Genomic DNA, 16,571 nt, shown 5'->3' on the forward strand with positions numbered 1-16,571 from the left:
CTACTCAATAACTGAGAGTTACTTAATATTAGTAGGCCGACCATCTTTGCCACCTTTGCGATCTCGATAATGCGTCCTACGTAGTCGCTTTACTTTCTGGGAACGCTGAAGTTTTTTGTACTCTCGATACAAAATACGGATAAAAAAACCAAGCCCAACAACAAATAACAACGCAAATAAATAACCAAATGGCTGGCACAACCAGTCTGGTTGGCAAGGCATATAAATGTCAAATTCCATACCTCACTCCTATTATGCTGTTGCTCATTACTCTTTGATTGATAAACAGTTAGTTTGATTAGACTAACACTTTACCGCTAGCCACTGCTTGCGTTGGTTAGCATTTTGGAAACTCCACGCAATAAATCGACTCACTTTTTGCCCTTGTTGCATCTCAATGACTTTTACGCACTCGGCACCAACTTTATCTAGATTTTTCTTCATCCAACGAACATTGTCCTTTTTGGAGATCAAGGTTGTAAACCACAGTACTTGCTGCGCATAGTGTTTACTTTCAAACGCCATATTTTGAATAAAAGCCGCTTCACCACCGGGACACCATAACTCGGCTTTTTGTCCACCGAAGTTAAGCGTTGGCGACTTACCTTTATTAACGCCTTGCGACACAAATTCTTGACCTTTTTTCGCTCGATTAGCTTGCAAGTTTTTCAGTTTTCGTTCTGTACCTTGTTGGGCTTGTGCCATGGAAGCGTGAAAAGGCGGATTACAAGTCGTCACATCGTAGCGTTCACCATTTTCAATAATCCCTTTAAAAATGTGCTTTGAATCTTGCTGTAATCGACATTCAATACGCCCTATTAATGAAGGATTACCGGTAGCAATTAGGTGAGCAGCTTTGACTGAAACAGGGTCAACATCACTACCAATATAACGCCAACCATATTCGCTCACGCCAACAATAGGGTAAATACAGTTTGCTCCAACACCAATGTCTAACGCGGTCACTTGTTGATGCTTTAGCTCAGCGCACTCTTCTAATAGCAAGTCGGCGACTCGGTGAATGTAATCTGCGCGGCCAGGGATCGGTGGGCACAAATAGCCCTCAGGAATATCCCAGTTAACCACTTGGTAGTGAAGCGCCAACAGCGCCTTATTGAGCATTTTGACCGCGCTAGGATCAGCAAAGTTTATACTCGCCGCTCCCTTTGGGTTAGTGATCACATACGCTTCTAGCTCAGGCATAGCTTTAACTAACGCGGGAAAATCATATTGCCCACGGTGTTTGTTTCGAGGGTGTAACCCTTGCTTAATATGAGAATTAACCTGCTTATCCTGAACGGAGGAAACTTGGCGTTTTTTATGCTGGTGCGTCGTTTTAGGTGGCATTATTGTCCCTCTTTTAAATCGAGATACATCATAAATAGTCGCGCATCTAACTCAAGTTGGTGATAGTTGGGTTCCATGTGACAACAAAGCTGATAAAACGCTTTGTTGTGATCTTTCTCTTTAATATGAGCAAGTTCATGTACTACCAGCATACGTAATAAAGGTTCTGGCGCTTGTTTAAAGGCACTGGCGATGCGAATTTCATTTTTTGATTTTATTTTTCCACCATGCACTTTTGCCACATAACTGTGCAAACCTAATGCGTTGTTAATTATATGAATTTTATTGTCATATATCACTTTACTAATCGGTGGTGTCTTCTTCATATACTGGTTTTTAAGCTCAATGGCATAGGTGAATAACGCTTTTTCGCTTTGAATCATATGTCGCTGCGGGTAGCGCTGTTCAAACCATGTGACTAGTTTTCCCGCCGTCACTAGCTGTTCGACCTGTGAAATGATATGTGGTGGGTAACCTTGTATATAGCGAAGAGATGGATGCATTGGATATCGACTGACAAAATAAAAGGCGCATAGTGTAACTGAATCACCTTATGCTTTCATCTATCTCACCCGAATCCACAGGATAAGCACACTGAGAGGGAACAGTTGAAACCATGCTGCGCTATCGGTAAACTGCTCAGCCTTTTGAAATAGATCCAATGAGTGAACCACATGAAACGCGTTGTCCTTTACGTTAAAGATAAATGCCCTCACTGCAAAGATGCACAACGCTACCTTGATGCCAAAGGCATCCAATATCGGCTATGCAACGCCAAAATGCAGCGTGGCCGTAAAGAACTAGACGCCATTGGTGCGCGCAGTGTCCCTGTTCTAAAAATTGGTGACCGAGTGCTGATTGGTTGGAACCCGACTAACTTCGAAAAAATCTACCAAAGCAACTAACGCCTTGCACCTAAACATATTGCTTCACGAACTCAATGAAGGTGCGATCTGCATTGGATAGATAACCCTCTTTACGCCATGCTAACGCTAAATCTAACCAAACCGGTGGGTTAAAAGGCACAGCTTGAACATCCGCTTCGTTTTCCGTTACCAACTCGAGCAATGCCGTAATAGCATATTCATGCTTGACGATACTAAGTATCATCGGTAGCAAGTTGGTTTCAAAGGAGAAATTGGCGCAAAGCTTATGTTCTTTACACACTTTGTCGATAAATTCTCGATGGAAGTAACCCGGTTTAAACATCACCAGTTCATGTTCAAAAAACGTATTAAAATCAATCGACGTTTGCTGCGCTAGCTCGTGCTGCTTACCGACTACTGCGACCATTTGCGATGACAGTAGAGGGTCAACTTCTAGATCGGGTGGAAGATCATGATTCAAAATTACGCCAATATCCAGCTCACCGCAAAGTAGCATTTTCCTAATCGACTGCGTACCCGCTTCAATTACCGTCATCTTCAAATTAGGAAAGTGACTTTTAAACGCCATGACAATTTCTGGAAAAAAGTATGACCCCATCATACTTGGCGCACCTAACCTAACTTCACCTTTTACCAAACCTTTGAGCTCATCCATCGCCAATTGCGCATCTTCTAACTGCTGTAAAATTCGCGCAGCGTGTTCATACAGCACTTGGCCTTCGTGCGTTAACGTGACTTTGCGATCGTCTCGTTTAAACAGCACCACACCTAATTGCTGCTCAAATTTTTTAATGGAGATACTGAGCGCAGGCTGAGCTATGTGCAACATTCTGGCCGCAGATGTAAAGCTGCCGTAATTTGCAACAGCGGTAAAATGTTTCAGGTGGCGAGTGTCCATAGATATTGGCATCCATCTAGATATGCAAAATATATAACGATGATAATTTTAATATATTTTATCAATTCAGAAAGCACTGATATTGTGATCACGTTATTAAGAAATTGAGCAAAAATCATGATTGAAGTCGGCAATAAAGCGTATCGAAAAGTGACCTTGGGTTTAGCTCTAGGCTCATTTTTGGTGTTTTGTAATCTTTATCTTTTTCAGCCAATGCTGCCCTATTTGGCTACTCACTTTCATGTCTCCGAAACACAAATCAACTGGTTATTTGCTGCATCAACTCTCGCTTTATCAGTTAGCTTGGTGCCTTGGGCTATAGGTTCTGAAGCGATTGGTCGAAGAAAAGTGATGCTTATGGGTCTATTTATGATGCCGTTTATTGGCGGTTTGATGCTGATAAGCCAACAATTGTGGGTTTTAATATTGGCGCGCGCATTGATGGGAATTGCGCTAGCCGCCTTTGCCTCTGTTGCCGTGGCCTACATGGCTGAAGAGCTCACTCCTCAGGCTTTTAATCAAGCAATTGGTGGCTACATTGCGGCCAATTCACTTGGTGGGATCAGCGGACGTATTTTAGGGGGAATCCTGACTGACGCTTTTGGATGGCAACAAGCGGTTATCGTCATCGCCTTCATTACCTTTATCAGTGCTATCGTGGTCGTATTGTTGCTGCCAACCCAACAAAACTTTGTGCCACAGCGCGGACTATTTTTCCATCATAATCGCGCCTTATTGAAGCATCTATCCAATCGCACCCTCTGGTTTGCGATGTTAATTGGCGGCACCAATTTCGCCCTATTTGTAAACCTATATTCGGTGATGGGTTTTAGGCTAGTAACGGAACCTTATTCACTGCCCATTGGCTTGGCTTCATTGATTTTCCTATGCTACTTAGCCGGAACACTCAGTTCTAAATTGACTGCTCACTGGAGTAGACGCTATAACGCGATTTCAGGCATGATGCTAGGAGCACTGCTCAGTTTATCCGGCATGTGGTTAGCACTGGTTGAATCGATTCCATTGATGCTTATTGGGTTAATGCTGATAAGCTCTGGCGCGTTTTTTACCCATACGCTTGCTTACGCTTGGGTCAGCCAGAAGGCGACGAGCGCCAAAGCAACAGCGACTGCTCTTTATTTGATGCATTATTATGTTGGTGGCAGTATTGGCGGCTTCTTCTTACTCTATTGTTGGCAACATGGCGGATGGGCGATGGTAGTGTCTGGCGGTATGCTGCTCTACGCCATCATGTTCTATTTATGCTGGAAGCTTCACCACTACGACCGTTCCCTCGCAAAGCCCTCAGCTATTGGTGAAGTCTTAGGTTAACTCATGCTATGCTTGCGCTAAATTCATCAGCGCAATTACAATCATGAGCTCAACATTGAATACAGCGGTCATTACCGAACACGTCGAACAGTGGCTAAATGATGTCGTTATCGGTCTAAACCTCTGTCCTTTTGCCGCCAAGCCACAGCGTAATCAACAGATTAAAACCTTTGTCAGTACGGCTGATACAGAAGAGTTATTACTGCAAGATATTCTTGAACAGTTGCTTGAGCTAGATGGCTGTGAGGCAAAAACACTAGAAACTACGTTAGTTGTAGTACCCAATATGCTGCAGGACTTTTTCGACTACAACCTATTTATCGACTGGGTTGAAGCGTTAATTCGTCAACAAGATTGGGAAGGTATCTTCCAAGTGGCAACCTTCCACCCTGACTACTGCTTCGGTGGCACCGAGCCTGAAGATGATGAGAACCTAACCAATCGCTCTCCATACCCTATATTTCACTTAATCCGTGAAGAGAGCATGGAAAGGGTGCTCAAGCACTACCCTAATCCAGAGGCGATACCTGACACCAATATTGAGCGCGTCAGTAACCTTAGTGAACAAGAACGTCAGCAACTTTTCCCCTATCTTTTTTTAAATAGTCGACAGTGATTTTCTGCGCGAAGCACGAAGCATAATTCGCAGCATCGCCGTCAGTTTGTTACTATGCGACGCAATCAATACCAACCAACACAATGGACCGAGATAATGCATTTATCTAAGCTTACTCAAGAGATTTACGATCACCTTTACCGCGATATCACAGAGTTTCGTAGCACCTTTGACCTACCTGTTGCTGATGCTGGCAGTTTAGACAGCAAAGCCGACACGCTACATACCTCACTGGCGATTGAAGAGTTGACTGAACTTGCAGAAGCCGACAATAAAACCGAACAAGCTGACGCGATTATCGACACGGTTTATGTGTTGATGGGCCGTTTAGTCCACCTAGGCCATAGTAATATTGCTGACAACCTTGCAATCAGCTACCTGATCGATTTGCTGCTTAATGTTGCCGTTAACCGTGGTATCGATTTTATCCCGTGCTGGGATGAAGTACACAGCTCAAACATGAGCAAAGTGTGCCGTAATGAAAAGGAATATGCCGAGACCAAAGCGTATTATGCAGAGCAAGGTATCGAACTCATGGCAGTACAGAAAGGCGATTATATTATTGCGAAATGCGCACAAGACTTCGCTTCTGACGCCAAAACCATTCGCCAAGGTAAAGTTCTAAAATCGGTTTACTACCGCCCAGCGGATCTAGCGTCACTGACGCAATAAATAAAAAAAACCACCTTGTGGGAGCAAGGTGGTTAAAGAGACTTATAAAAGCCTAACAAGAACGAGAATGTATCGATTCTAATAATGCGATTGGCATGCCAACTTTTCGTTTAACTCAACACATTGTTTTTGTTAGTCTTTTTTTCAACCAAGTTAGACTCACTGATAAGCACATGCTCCAAAGTTGTGCTTAATGCACGAGAGTTGTGCTGTCGAACAAAAGTAATACACTACGGTTAATCAAAAATAAGATAGGGTTTACCTTCCACATCAACGTGTTTTACTTGCATTTGAAACACCTGACTTAATCGCTCACTGCTGAGCACTGTTTCCACCTCACCTAAACTTTGCAGAACTCCCCTTTCTAGCAACAGTGCGCTGTCTGCATGGCGCAATGTCCGATTCAAGTCATGGTTAGCCATAATCACCACAATACCTTGCTGTGCAATATGTTCAATTAAACGATAAAGCAAAACCTCTTGTGCGATATCGAGCGGTGCACTCGGTTCATCCAAAATGAGCAATTTGGCGTATGGATTGATCGATGGCCAAATTTGTAAGCAGATTCCGGCCAAGCGAACACGTTGCCATTCCCCCCCCGAAAGCTGGTGAATTGAACGATGCAATTTATCTTCGATATTTAACAGGCGAGTAATGTCATTAACCGCTTGGTTAACGGCCTCTGAATGAAGATCTGCACAGCTTGGAATGGCTAACGAAAGGTATTGAAACACTTGTAGGTTAAAGGCTGGCTTATCGCTTTGAGAAAGATACGCTCGATGTAACGACAAAGTCTCTAACGACACGTCATTAATATTAACATCACCAATTTGCACCATGCCTTTACTTTCAATAACGCCTGCTAATGCCGCAAGCAGAGTACTTTTACCACTGCCATTAGGGCCAATAACGTGTAGCACCTCTCCTGCTTTGCAACGAAAAGAGAGCGGCAGTAAACGCGCTCCTACTTGTAAACTGGTTACTTGCAACGTATTAACGTGAATCATGGTTTTTTAATAACATCCAAATAAAGATAGGAGCACCGAGCGTGGTAGTCACCACACCAAGCGGTAGTTCAGCACTGATTAATGCCGTGCGTGCAATAATATCGGCAAACACCAATAACAGCGCACCAAACAATGCAGACATCGGCAACAAATAACGATTTTCAGAACCGAACGCCAAACGCAGTAAATGAGGAACCACTAGACCGACAAAACTTATCACCCCCCCCAAAGCTACTGCTGCACCAACCAATACAGACACCGCTAAAATCAGTTTCCAGCGTAACCGTTCGACATCAACCCCTAACTGCCTAGCGTGTGTTTCTCCCAGCATTAATTTGTCCAAGGTTTTGCCCTGTAGCACAAGCCACGTAATAATCGGTAACGCTACAAGCGACAGCGTATGCTGATACCAACTTGCTCCACCAATACTGCCCATTAACCAGTAAACAAGCTGCCTTAAACCGAGATCATCACTAAAATAAAATGCCCAAGTGACGATCGCTCCAGACAAAATACCTAATGCGACACCAACCAATAAAAGGCGAGTCGTACTCAAACGCATCGCTTTAGCCATGCTCACAAGCAGTAAGGTAAATACCATAGCGCCGATTACCGCTGATAGCATAAAGACTTCCGGTGAAGCCAAGGTTGGGAATAAGAATAAGACAATGACCATCGCGACACTGGCTCCTCCGGAAATACCCAACACACCAGGTTCTGCTAGCACATTACCTAATAAGACTTGTAAGGTTGCCCCTGACACCGCCAGCGATGCACCAATCACGATAGCGGACAATAGTCGAGGAGCTCGAAGCTGTGCCACAAGTTGCCATTCAAGTGAGGTGAGAGCCTGAAACGGAAAGATAAACACCTCTCCTATCATTAAATAGAGTGCGCTAAAGCCGACCAACAATGCCAACATCCAATACAAGGCAAAATGCCAACGGCGCTGTTTTTTTAAGAGTAACTGATTGAAGTTCATGCACTTATTTGTATACAAGAGAAACAATAATGGCCTAACCTTACCGTTAAGCCATTAAAATAGAAAGCGCTATAGCCACAACCAGTCACCTTAAGCGCCTTAAAGTGATAACCATCGTTTAATCGTAGACTAATTGACCATCTTCATAACGTGTCGCTACTTTACAGACCATCAATGCTGCCCGCTGCCCTATTGCGACTTTGCGGTTAGGAAATACAACAGCCTCACCTTCATTTTTCGCCATCAACGGCTTATCACCATCGTGACCAAAGACTTCCCCATGCTTGAACGCGGTAAAGTTCTCGACACTATCATCAAACATAAAGTCGAAGTCTTGATGCATGCGTACTATGGTGCGACTAACACGATACATTACCGCTTTCTTGGGTAAATGCTCGGGAGTCTCAGCTGAAACCAAGTCACGCATTGCCAAATCAAAAGCAACCAAGCGCTTTAAATTATTTTCGCCAATACGCGCCACTTGTCCAAGCTCGAGCGTTAATGCCTGCGCCGCAAAATGTTCAGCGCTATACCAGCTAAAGGTGCTAGAAGGTGAGTTCGACAATAAAACCGCTTCCACATGCGCACTATCGATAAACGACATTAAGGCATGGCTGCGTACTGGATGACGAGACTTAGGGCTCACTGCAAATGAATAGTGTTTAGACAATCGAATCGCACAGTGCAGATCGAGGTGCCAGCGGCTAACTTCCGTCGTGTTTTCATAAAAGCGCCCTACCAACTGTTTCAGGTTTCGTGCAATATCGCGCTCTAACGTCGGATTCCCCGTTTTATTATCAAACAGACGATTTAAGTTTTCTTGTACAAAGCGAGTGTGTTGATTAGTGGCTTGAGGGTGAGCAATGATGAATAAGCAGCGATGTTTGATCGCTTGAAACCCAGATAGAGTATCATCTACCAGTTTATTTACTAACTCCATTGGGGCCGTTTCATCACCATGAATACCACAAGAGATTATGATATTTTTACTATTAGCACTGTAGTTAACGGGAATGACTTCCAATACGCCTCGCTGAAGCACTTTGAGTGTAATACCTGCTGTAGTTTTTATTTCACCTGAGGCCATTTCTTGGCCTAAATCTAGGCTATCAGCTAGAAAAGATTGGCGGAAGAGGGACTTCGTCATGCGTTACTCCTTTATTGCACAGCGGTATGTTAATGAATTGTGCTGATGAATTATGTAGAGACGATCCCACTTATTAAGACATGCAGAGGCAAAACATTTAAAAATTGGCGATAACTTTATCAACTTGTTCGAAAAACACACTAAGCCATATACTCGGCTTTGATTGCGGAAAATTCTATCATTAAATCTAATAGTTACTCCATACTCTGTAATGTACAAACATGTTGCTAGAGTGGAATTCCAATGCTTCTCACCGTTAAATGAATCGCCTCTTTTTTCAGCACTTGAATATGAGTAACGGACTGATTTCCTATCTGTAATGTGGAATACCACGCGGGATTTTGCCAGTCACTCCCCAACACATGCGCTAAGATCATCCGGATTGTTCCGCCATGAGCAATAATCAAAGTATCATTACTCAATAACTTTAAACGACGCTCCCAAGCATTGGTGACTCTTTGGTGAAAATCCGCCAGACTTTCTGCTTGTGGCAATTGGTGTGTGGCGGGATCTGCCCAAAATGTTTCTAAAATAGGCCACTGTGCTTGGAGCTCATCAAATGGGACACCATCAAAACAGCCAAAATCCATCTCTTGGAAACCAAGTTCGAAATCACACTGTCTAACAGCATGGTTAGCGACCAAGCGACGGGCTAGATCCGAGCAACGCTTGAGTGGTGACGAAATAAGGTGTTGGAATGAGTAGCCAGAAGCCATTAATTTATCGCAAATTTGATCCTGATGGTGTGCAGCCACTAAAACATCAGTTCGGCCATTTAAAGCGGGCTTACCTTGCGTTTTTCCATGCCGCAGCAGGTAGATATTGATCATCACTAGCTTTTCAACGTCATCGGTAAGCCGGCAGCAACAAAACTCACTCGTTGTGCAACTTTCGCTAATGCTTGGTTCATCCAGCCTGCATTATCAACAAATAACCGTGAGACTTCTCCCATAGGTATAACACCTAAACCAACCTCATTAGAGACAAGAATAATCTTAGCCGCCGATTGTTCAACGGCTTCACACAACCCGCTAACCTGCTGTTTGATTTGTGTCTCACTGGCTTGCTGTCCATGGTTATAAATAATGTTATTCATCCACAACGTTAAGCAATCAACCAATACTATATCTCTGCATGAGAAATTTTTTAACTGCTCAACCAATTGATAAGGGCATTCATGTTCTTGCCAATTATCGTCTCTTTGCTGCTGGTGATGTGCAATACGCGCACGCATTTCATCATCAAAAGCAATGGCTGTAGAGACATAATGCAGCTGTGCGTGTGGATGTTCTGCTAACAACATATGGTAGGCTTGTTGAGCATTCTGCTCAGCAAATCGAGATTTTCCACTACGAGCACCGCCTAAAATGAGATGTACCATTATTCGATCACTCCCATCGTTAGAAAACCATATTGAGCAAACGCAATCAGCAATAAGTAGATCAACAGCTCCATAATCTGCTGGGCAGCCCCCAGACAGTCACCAGTGAACCCTCCGATGCGAGCCATTAGCCAAGATTTAAATAAAGTGCGAAAAACGATAGCCAACCCAATCAAAGCGATAACCACAGGCAAACCCAGCCAAAAGCAGGGCAATAAACCGCACAACAGTAAAAAACATAGCTCTGAAAACGTCTGTTTATTAGCAAGCGGCTTACTTTTGCTGGTATCGAGATCACTCACATAAGGCATATCAAAAATCAGCGATGCAGCAATGGCGCGGCTATACCCATAACCGACCAGCCATACCACAAACAGATTACTGTACCCTACTAGCGTACTGAGAAAGAGATACTTACAGAGTAACGCCATGACTAACGCTGACGCGCCATAAGTACCAATACGGCTATCTTTCATAATAGCGAGACGGCGTTCAACCGTCATTCCACCACCGATACCATCAGCCATATCGGTCAGACCATCTTCATGAAAAGCGCCAGTGAGCAATAAGCTAATGACCATGGTTAATGCAATGCTGACCTCAGCTGGAAAAATAAGGCTCAATCCGCTGTAGCATGTTGCACATATTGCACCTAGTAGTAATCCAACTAAAGCAAAATAGCGTCCAGAGCGATTCATTCTATCGCTAGAATAAGGAGTCTTTTCAGGGATTGGCAAACGTGAAAAAAAACTTAACGCCAACCAAAACAGTTCCAGTTGATACCTTAACGCGCTGAACATTACACTGTCACTCCAGCGTCTGTAATCGAGTCATCACCAACAAACACCAATACGGTCTGGCGAATAATTTGTCTATGTTTTTGTTTTAACATCTATTGTTCAGGTCTTCCGTGAAAAATCATAGTTTACTTGTATTGAGATAAATCGGCTATGCTTCAACAAGATATACCCAAACAACTTGAAGTTGCGGGTAGACGGCAAGTGAGTTCAGCGGAACGCTAATAATAAGTCTAATAGATAAGTAATACTGAGATACAATGGTGATGAACATAAGAAAATAGAGGCAACGATGGATAAGCGAAGTATGGCTGTGATCATGGCTGGTGCGTCAGGTCTGGTTGGACAGCATGTATTAGAAATGATGCTAAAGGAACAAGCCGTCTCTCGTATCTATTCGCTGGTACGAAAAAGCTCTGGAATTAAACACAAGAAACTGCACGAGTTTATTCAAGCTGATTTACAAATCACTCATTGGGATGAAGAAAATATCAGCCCCGAGCTTGGTGTTATTACTTTAGGCACAACATTAAAACAAGCAGGCTCAAAAAAGGGGTTAGAAAAAATAGACTACGAATTAGTATGCCAAGTCGCGCAAACTATGAAAACACTTGGCGTAAAGCGTTTAGCGGTGGTTTCAAGCCTTGGGGCCAAAGCACGATCATCATCTCATTACTTAAGATGTAAAGGACGTATGGAAGAAGCCATACGTCGCATGGGTTTTGAACAGATAACTTTTGTTAGGCCTGGACCACTGGTTGGCAAAAGAGCTATTGAACGTACCGATGAAAAATGGACACAGCGTATCCTTTGCTTGATGAAACCACTATTGGTCGGACGGATGAGAAACCTAATTCCGATCTCAGCTCAAGATGTAGCGCGAAGCCTTTTATATAGCCTTTTTCAACAGCAAGTTCGCCATGTTGAAGTTCTACATTCTTCCGAGATGTTAACACTGCTTAACAAATACCGATAAATAAGTCAGATTTCAACCAAAGTGCATTAAAATCAATCAAAACAAAGGTATTGATAACCTTTTGTTCTAAATAATATTTATTTCATATTTTCATTCACGCTATTTGTCCGATATGTTCACCCTCAATTACTCTTTCTTTTATAAAACCCAAAGTCGGTGAAGTTGTTTTAAAAACGCAACGTTATCGCACTGGGTACCCCAGTTTTTAAGGATGTCTCACATGTCAGTTGCAGTTATCGCCTCATTAGCGGTATTTGTTGGCATTCTGTTTTTTCTATTCGGACAACAGAAAAAAGCCCACACTCTTTCTCGCCTAGTGCTCCTCGGTTTAATCTTTGGTAGTGCCTTTGGTCTCGCTTTACAGCTCGTTTTTGGTGAAGGTAACCCTATAATCAAAGAAACATTAAGCTGGGTAAATGTTGTTGGTAACGGTTACGTTGGGCTACTAAAAATGGTCATCATGCCGTTGGTCTTAGTTTCCATGATCGCCGCGGTGGTGAAATTAGATAAAGGTGGCTCACTGGGTAAAATCTCGGGACTGACAATTTCTATCCTCCTGTTCACAACTGCAATCTCTGCGTTGATTGGTATTGCTGTCACACAAACTTTTGGCCTCACCGCCGAAGGTTTGGTTGAAGGTGCACGAGAAACCGCGCGCATTGCGGTATTGGAAAGTCGAGTTTCAACGGTGAGTGATCTCACCATTCCTCAAATGCTATTGAGCTTTATTCCAACTAATCCTTTTGCTGATTTAACGGGGTCTCGTTCGACCTCTATCATTGCCGTGGTGATTTTTGGTGTGCTAACCGGTGTTGCAGCACGAAAAGTGATGCAAGAAAAAGAGGAGCTCGCGTCTCCGATTCGCACTTTTGTTGAAGCGGCGCAATCAATTGTGATGCGTCTAGTAAAAATGGTTATGGCGCTGACCCCTTATGGTATTGCCGCTTTAATGGCGAAGGTTGTTGCAACATCAAGCGCTGGTGACATTCTGAACTTACTCGGCTTTATCGTCGCATCTTACGTCGCAATTGCACTTATGTTTGTCGTACATGGCATTTTAGTGTCGTTTGTCGGTGTAAACCCAAAAGAGTATTTCCAAAAAATTTGGCCAGTACTGACTTTCGCGTTTACTTCACGCAGCTCTGCGGCCACCATTCCTTTGAACGTAGAAGCTCAGATCACTAAACTTAATGTTCCACCAGCAATAGCAAATCTCTCCGCTTCTTTTGGTGCGACAATTGGCCAAAACGGTTGTGCGGGGATTTACCCTGCAATGCTAGCGGTAATGGTTGCGCCGACAGTTGGTATTAACCCAATGGACATCCACTTTATTTTGTCTCTTGTTGGTATTATTGCGATCAGTTCGTTTGGCATTGCCGGTGTAGGTGGCGGCGCAACTTTTGCGGCGCTTATCGTACTACCTGCCATGGGTTTACCTGTAACAATTGCCGCTTTGCTTATCTCGATCGAACCACTGATCGACATGGCTCGTACCGCATTGAATGTCTCTGGGGCGATGACTGCGGGGACAATTACTAGCCGTCTGCTTGGTGAGAAAACACCACAAGTGCAACAGCAGCAAGCGTAAGCGCTTACTGTTGATTACTCGTGAACAACCGATTCCTATGCATCGGTTTTTTCTTTTTCGCTGATGATTACAGCTCCATATCGCTTCACACATTGCTATGTAAGACGGGCAATGGTCTAATAAACCTAACCTTTCAGCAACTGGATACTATTGAATGCGACAAGAGCACACGCCTACTTTCTTCTTTTTTGATTATGAAACTTGGGGAGTAAGCCCAGCAAAGGATCGCCCTAGCCAATTTGCTGGTGTTCGCACCGACATGGATTTCAATATTATTGGCGAGCCGTTGGTTATCTATTGCCAACCTCCTGCTGATTACCTCCCCTCTCCAGAAGCGGCGCTTATTACTGGTATCACCCCACAAAAAGCGATGAGTCATGGTATTAGCGAGCCAGAATTTATAGCTAAAATACACGCTGAGCTATCAACCCCTAATACCACCAGCCTTGGCTATAACAGCATTCGATTTGACGACGAAGTCACACGCTACACTTGCTACCGAAATTTTATTGATCCGTATGCATGGAGCTGGCAAAAAGGCAATTCACGTTGGGATTTACTTGATGTTATGCGTGCATGCCATGCATTACGCCCAGAGGGTATCAACTGGCCAGAAAATGAAGATGGGTTCACCAGTTTTAAATTAGAGCATTTATCTGTCGCTAACGGTATCGAACACGCGAATGCTCATGATGCAATGGCCGATGTTATCGCTACCATCGAACTTGCAAAGAAAGTCAAAGCCGCGCAGCCTAAGTTGTTTGATTACTTTTTCAATATGCGCCACAAACGTAAACTCAATGACCTCGTTGATATCGTCAACATGACGCCACTGATGCACGTTTCTGGCATGCTCGGCCGTGAATGCCAATACACCAGTTGGATTGTACCAATCGCCTGGCACCCCACTAACCAAAACGCAGTGATTGTGGTTGATCTTGCGAAAAACCCGCAGCCATTGATAGACCTAAACGTCGAAGAGTTACAGCAACGCTTATACACAAAACGAGACGATCTTGCACCGGATGAGCAGCCCGTACCAATCAAGCTGGTGCACCTTAATAAATGCCCAATTTTAGCACCGGCCAAAACGTTAACCGCGGAAAATGCAGAAAAGATAGGGATTGATCGAACGGTATGTTTACAAAACTTAGCCGTGATTAAACAACACCCTAAAATCCGGGAAAAACTGGTTGGCCTGTACAGTATCGAGCGAGAGTATCCGGCCAATGATGATGTCGATAGCCAGCTGTATGACGGATTCTTTTCGCCTTCGGATAAAGCCGCTATGGATATTATCCGTGAGACCGACCCGGTAAATTTATCTGCTTTAGAGATTAGCTTTAGTGATAAACGGATTGAGCCCCTACTATTTCGTTATCGCGCGCGCAACTACCCTTTGACGCTGAGCGATGAAGAACAACAGCGTTGGGCTGCACATTGCCGTGAATATTTTGAAAATCGTATTGAAGAATATAGCCTCAATTTGGAAAACTTAGTTCATACCTATGAGAGTGACGAAAAGAAAATCGCTATTTTAAAATCCGTTTACCATTACGTGGAAACTATTACCCGTTGAAAATATGACTAGCTGGCAGTAAGACGATTTAACTATTTAGGCAACAGCATGCGAAGCGGTTGCCTAGCTCATTCAGTCTTACCTTGTTAACCAACAGCACTCAACGTTTCTGACTTAGACACGGCACAATTTTTATGTTGAATACATTCGCAAAATACATTGTCTCATTAGGCCTAATTCTACTTTGCCTACTAGCGGGCATTAACCTACAAACTTGGCTTGGTATCTCTATTCCTGGCAGCATCATTGGTATGCTGATCCTATTTGCACTAATGGCCAGTGGATTGGTCCCTGTAGAGTGGGTTAAACCAAGTGCTAGCCTGTTTATTCGTTACATGATTTTGCTTTTTGTTCCGATAAGCGTTGGCTTAATGGAGCATTTTGAGATACTCATTAACAATGCGTTACCGATACTTGCTAGTGCCGTTGGTGGCACATTAATTGTGCTTGTTTCTCTTGGCTGGCTGCTGGATCGTTTTTTGAAAAAGGGGAATAAGTAATGTGGCTGCTAGTAACTATCTTGGTATTTTTTTTCACGCGCTGGCTTAGCAAAAAATGCAAAACACCACTGATGAACCCTTTATTAATCAGCCTTGTAATCATTATTCCTATTTTGCTGTTTTTTAAAGTCCCTTTTGAAACCTACTATGCAGATAATCAATGGTTAAGTTTGCTATTGCAACCTGCCGTGGTAGCGCTTGCTTATCCTTTGTATGAACAACTGCCACAAATACGTTTGAACTGGCGCATCATTACATTGGCCTGTGGTGTAGGCAGTGTTATGTCGATGCTGACCGCCAGTATGATCGCTGTGTATATGCAAGCCGATATTCAGTTAATCGCCAGTTTGCTGGGAAAATCCGTAACTACACCGATCGCAATGGAAGTGTCGAGTAACTTAGGAGGAGAACCTGCGGTTGCCGCCATTTTGGTGGTTATAGTTGGATTATTTGGCGCGATTCTCGCCTACCCTATCTATAACCTGTTAGGTATTACGCACCCGATCGCTAAAGGATTAACAATGGGAACCGTATCGCACGCCTTGGGTACCGCAACCTGTGCTGAGAAAGATCCTCGTGATGCCGCTTTCAGCTCTCTGGCTTTAGTCGTGTGCGGTGTCATTACATCGGTTTTAGCGCCAAGCTTTTTTGCCTTTTCAGTGTGGTTAGCAACCCTATAATCATTACAATAACCGATAGATTACAAACAAACATTGACAAGAGGTATTTGACATCTTTCACTTAATCTCAGGCTGCAATCGATATCATGTGTGACCTCACTCTAATTATGAAAAATGAAATATCGTTACACTTATCAATGTGATCATAATCACGGAGAATTTTCATTTGTCACCTAGAATAG

General features: G+C 43.5%; 19 protein-coding genes. 9 read left to right on the top strand and 10 right to left on the bottom strand.

The features are described 5' to 3' along the window. Positions 1-18: 18 nt before the first annotated feature. From HGG78_RS06665 to HGG78_RS06675, 3 genes are all read right to left on the bottom strand, one after another. Positions 19-240 carry a hypothetical protein gene (locus tag HGG78_RS06665; protein WP_053309388.1) on the bottom strand — a complete coding sequence of 74 codons (222 nt, stop codon included), beginning with the start codon at positions 238-240 and terminating at the stop codon, positions 19-21. A gap of 63 nt (positions 241-303) precedes the next feature. Next, positions 304-1,347 carry a 23S rRNA (adenine(1618)-N(6))-methyltransferase RlmF gene (rlmF, locus tag HGG78_RS06670; protein WP_172532384.1) on the bottom strand — a complete coding sequence of 348 codons (1,044 nt, stop codon included), beginning with the start codon at positions 1,345-1,347 and terminating at the stop codon, positions 304-306. Continuing rightward, on the bottom strand, positions 1,347-1,850 hold the full coding sequence (locus tag HGG78_RS06675; protein ID WP_172532385.1) for a M48 metallopeptidase family protein: 504 nt from the start codon (positions 1,848-1,850) through the stop codon (positions 1,347-1,349). The genes rlmF and HGG78_RS06675 overlap by 1 nt, the downstream gene beginning before the upstream one ends. Before the next feature lie 171 nt (positions 1,851-2,021). Between HGG78_RS06675 and HGG78_RS06680 the strand changes: the two genes are divergently transcribed. Then, positions 2,022-2,252 carry a glutaredoxin family protein gene (locus HGG78_RS06680; RefSeq protein WP_053309385.1) on the top strand — a complete coding sequence of 77 codons (231 nt, stop codon included), beginning with the start codon at positions 2,022-2,024 and terminating at the stop codon, positions 2,250-2,252. A gap of 10 nt (positions 2,253-2,262) precedes the next feature. Here the strand turns inward: HGG78_RS06680 and HGG78_RS06685 are convergent, their stop codons facing one another. Next, the gene (locus tag HGG78_RS06685) at positions 2,263-3,132 is read right to left on the bottom strand and encodes a LysR family transcriptional regulator (protein ID WP_172532386.1); all 870 of its coding nucleotides are present in this window, start codon (positions 3,130-3,132) and stop codon (positions 2,263-2,265) included. Positions 3,133-3,249: 117 nt separating this feature from the next. On the opposite strand from HGG78_RS06685, the gene HGG78_RS06690 reads away from it, so the two are divergent. The 3 genes from HGG78_RS06690 to HGG78_RS06700 all read left to right on the top strand — a co-directional run bounded on the left by HGG78_RS06690 (position 3,250) and on the right by HGG78_RS06700 (position 5,752). Next, complete coding sequence (locus HGG78_RS06690) at positions 3,250-4,464, top strand: MFS transporter (RefSeq protein ID WP_172532387.1); 1,215 nt, start codon at positions 3,250-3,252, stop codon at positions 4,462-4,464. 43 nt (positions 4,465-4,507) lie between these two features. Continuing rightward, positions 4,508-5,080, top strand: a complete 573-nt coding sequence (locus HGG78_RS06695) for a DUF1415 domain-containing protein (protein WP_168521844.1) — start codon at positions 4,508-4,510, stop codon at positions 5,078-5,080. A gap of 96 nt (positions 5,081-5,176) precedes the next feature. Further along, the gene (locus HGG78_RS06700) at positions 5,177-5,752 is read left to right on the top strand and encodes a nucleoside triphosphate pyrophosphohydrolase family protein (RefSeq protein ID WP_172532388.1); all 576 of its coding nucleotides are present in this window, start codon (positions 5,177-5,179) and stop codon (positions 5,750-5,752) included. Between the two features lie 236 nt (positions 5,753-5,988). Here the strand turns inward: HGG78_RS06700 and btuD are convergent, their stop codons facing one another. From btuD to HGG78_RS06730, 6 genes are all read right to left on the bottom strand, one after another. Then, the gene (gene btuD, locus HGG78_RS06705; RefSeq protein WP_172532389.1) at positions 5,989-6,759 is read right to left on the bottom strand and encodes a vitamin B12 ABC transporter ATP-binding protein BtuD; all 771 of its coding nucleotides are present in this window, start codon (positions 6,757-6,759) and stop codon (positions 5,989-5,991) included. Continuing rightward, positions 6,746-7,741, bottom strand: coding sequence for a vitamin B12 ABC transporter permease BtuC (gene btuC / locus HGG78_RS06710; RefSeq protein ID WP_168521840.1), 996 nt, complete (start codon positions 7,739-7,741; stop codon positions 6,746-6,748). Before btuC ends, btuD begins: the two co-directional genes overlap by 14 nt. A 118-nt stretch (positions 7,742-7,859) precedes the next feature. Further along, a complete protein-coding gene (locus tag HGG78_RS06715; RefSeq protein WP_172532390.1) occupies positions 7,860-8,888 on the bottom strand; it encodes a succinylglutamate desuccinylase in 1,029 nt (342 codons plus the stop codon). A gap of 227 nt (positions 8,889-9,115) precedes the next feature. Further along, positions 9,116-9,718 carry a histidine phosphatase family protein gene (locus HGG78_RS06720; protein WP_172532391.1) on the bottom strand — a complete coding sequence of 201 codons (603 nt, stop codon included), beginning with the start codon at positions 9,716-9,718 and terminating at the stop codon, positions 9,116-9,118. Positions 9,719-9,720: 2 nt separating this feature from the next. Beyond that, positions 9,721-10,269, bottom strand: a complete 549-nt coding sequence (cobU, locus tag HGG78_RS06725) for a bifunctional adenosylcobinamide kinase/adenosylcobinamide-phosphate guanylyltransferase (RefSeq protein WP_172532392.1) — start codon at positions 10,267-10,269, stop codon at positions 9,721-9,723. After that, positions 10,269-11,069, bottom strand: coding sequence for an adenosylcobinamide-GDP ribazoletransferase (locus HGG78_RS06730; RefSeq protein ID WP_172532393.1), 801 nt, complete (start codon positions 11,067-11,069; stop codon positions 10,269-10,271). The genes cobU and HGG78_RS06730 overlap by 1 nt, the downstream gene beginning before the upstream one ends. A gap of 289 nt (positions 11,070-11,358) precedes the next feature. On the opposite strand from HGG78_RS06730, the gene HGG78_RS06735 reads away from it, so the two are divergent. From HGG78_RS06735 to HGG78_RS06755, 5 genes are all read left to right on the top strand, one after another. Beyond that, entirely contained in the window at positions 11,359-12,042 is a 684-nt protein-coding gene (locus HGG78_RS06735) for an NAD(P)H-binding protein (protein WP_172532394.1), read from the top strand. Between the two features lie 220 nt (positions 12,043-12,262). After that, positions 12,263-13,630, top strand: a complete 1,368-nt coding sequence (locus HGG78_RS06740; protein ID WP_172532395.1) for an L-cystine transporter — start codon at positions 12,263-12,265, stop codon at positions 13,628-13,630. Positions 13,631-13,784: 154 nt separating this feature from the next. Then, on the top strand, positions 13,785-15,209 hold the full coding sequence (gene sbcB, locus HGG78_RS06745) for an exodeoxyribonuclease I (RefSeq protein WP_172532396.1): 1,425 nt from the start codon (positions 13,785-13,787) through the stop codon (positions 15,207-15,209). 134 nt (positions 15,210-15,343) lie between these two features. Then, positions 15,344-15,709, top strand: a complete 366-nt coding sequence (locus HGG78_RS06750) for a CidA/LrgA family protein (protein WP_053309370.1) — start codon at positions 15,344-15,346, stop codon at positions 15,707-15,709. Next, on the top strand, positions 15,709-16,389 hold the full coding sequence (locus tag HGG78_RS06755; RefSeq protein ID WP_172532397.1) for an LrgB family protein: 681 nt from the start codon (positions 15,709-15,711) through the stop codon (positions 16,387-16,389). The genes HGG78_RS06750 and HGG78_RS06755 overlap by 1 nt, the downstream gene beginning before the upstream one ends. Positions 16,390-16,571: the final 182 nt, after the last annotated feature.

This window comes from Vibrio aestuarianus, assembly GCF_012395185.1.
GTDB lineage: Bacteria > Pseudomonadota > Gammaproteobacteria > Enterobacterales > Vibrionaceae > Vibrio > Vibrio aestuarianus.

Coding starts and splice junctions, on each gene's coding strand:
- HGG78_RS06665 (WP_053309388.1), bottom strand. CDS start 240: ATGGAATTTGACATTTATATGCCTTGCCAACCAGACTGGTTGTGCCAG.
- rlmF (WP_172532384.1), bottom strand. CDS start 1,347: ATGCCACCTAAAACGACGCACCAGCATAAAAAACGCCAAGTTTCCTCC.
- HGG78_RS06675 (WP_172532385.1), bottom strand. CDS start 1,850: ATGCATCCATCTCTTCGCTATATACAAGGTTACCCACCACATATCATT.
- HGG78_RS06680 (WP_053309385.1), top strand. CDS start 2,022: ATGAAACGCGTTGTCCTTTACGTTAAAGATAAATGCCCTCACTGCAAA.
- HGG78_RS06685 (WP_172532386.1), bottom strand. CDS start 3,132: ATGGACACTCGCCACCTGAAACATTTTACCGCTGTTGCAAATTACGGC.
- HGG78_RS06690 (WP_172532387.1), top strand. CDS start 3,250: ATGATTGAAGTCGGCAATAAAGCGTATCGAAAAGTGACCTTGGGTTTA.
- HGG78_RS06695 (WP_168521844.1), top strand. CDS start 4,508: ATGAGCTCAACATTGAATACAGCGGTCATTACCGAACACGTCGAACAG.
- HGG78_RS06700 (WP_172532388.1), top strand. CDS start 5,177: ATGCATTTATCTAAGCTTACTCAAGAGATTTACGATCACCTTTACCGC.
- btuD (WP_172532389.1), bottom strand. CDS start 6,759: ATGATTCACGTTAATACGTTGCAAGTAACCAGTTTACAAGTAGGAGCG.
- btuC (WP_168521840.1), bottom strand. CDS start 7,741: ATGAACTTCAATCAGTTACTCTTAAAAAAACAGCGCCGTTGGCATTTT.
- HGG78_RS06715 (WP_172532390.1), bottom strand. CDS start 8,888: ATGACGAAGTCCCTCTTCCGCCAATCTTTTCTAGCTGATAGCCTAGAT.
- HGG78_RS06720 (WP_172532391.1), bottom strand. CDS start 9,718: ATGATCAATATCTACCTGCTGCGGCATGGAAAAACGCAAGGTAAGCCC.
- cobU (WP_172532392.1), bottom strand. CDS start 10,269: ATGGTACATCTCATTTTAGGCGGTGCTCGTAGTGGAAAATCTCGATTT.
- HGG78_RS06730 (WP_172532393.1), bottom strand. CDS start 11,069: ATGTTCAGCGCGTTAAGGTATCAACTGGAACTGTTTTGGTTGGCGTTA.
- HGG78_RS06735 (WP_172532394.1), top strand. CDS start 11,359: ATGGATAAGCGAAGTATGGCTGTGATCATGGCTGGTGCGTCAGGTCTG.
- HGG78_RS06740 (WP_172532395.1), top strand. CDS start 12,263: ATGTCAGTTGCAGTTATCGCCTCATTAGCGGTATTTGTTGGCATTCTG.
- sbcB (WP_172532396.1), top strand. CDS start 13,785: ATGCGACAAGAGCACACGCCTACTTTCTTCTTTTTTGATTATGAAACT.
- HGG78_RS06750 (WP_053309370.1), top strand. CDS start 15,344: ATGTTGAATACATTCGCAAAATACATTGTCTCATTAGGCCTAATTCTA.
- HGG78_RS06755 (WP_172532397.1), top strand. CDS start 15,709: ATGTGGCTGCTAGTAACTATCTTGGTATTTTTTTTCACGCGCTGGCTT.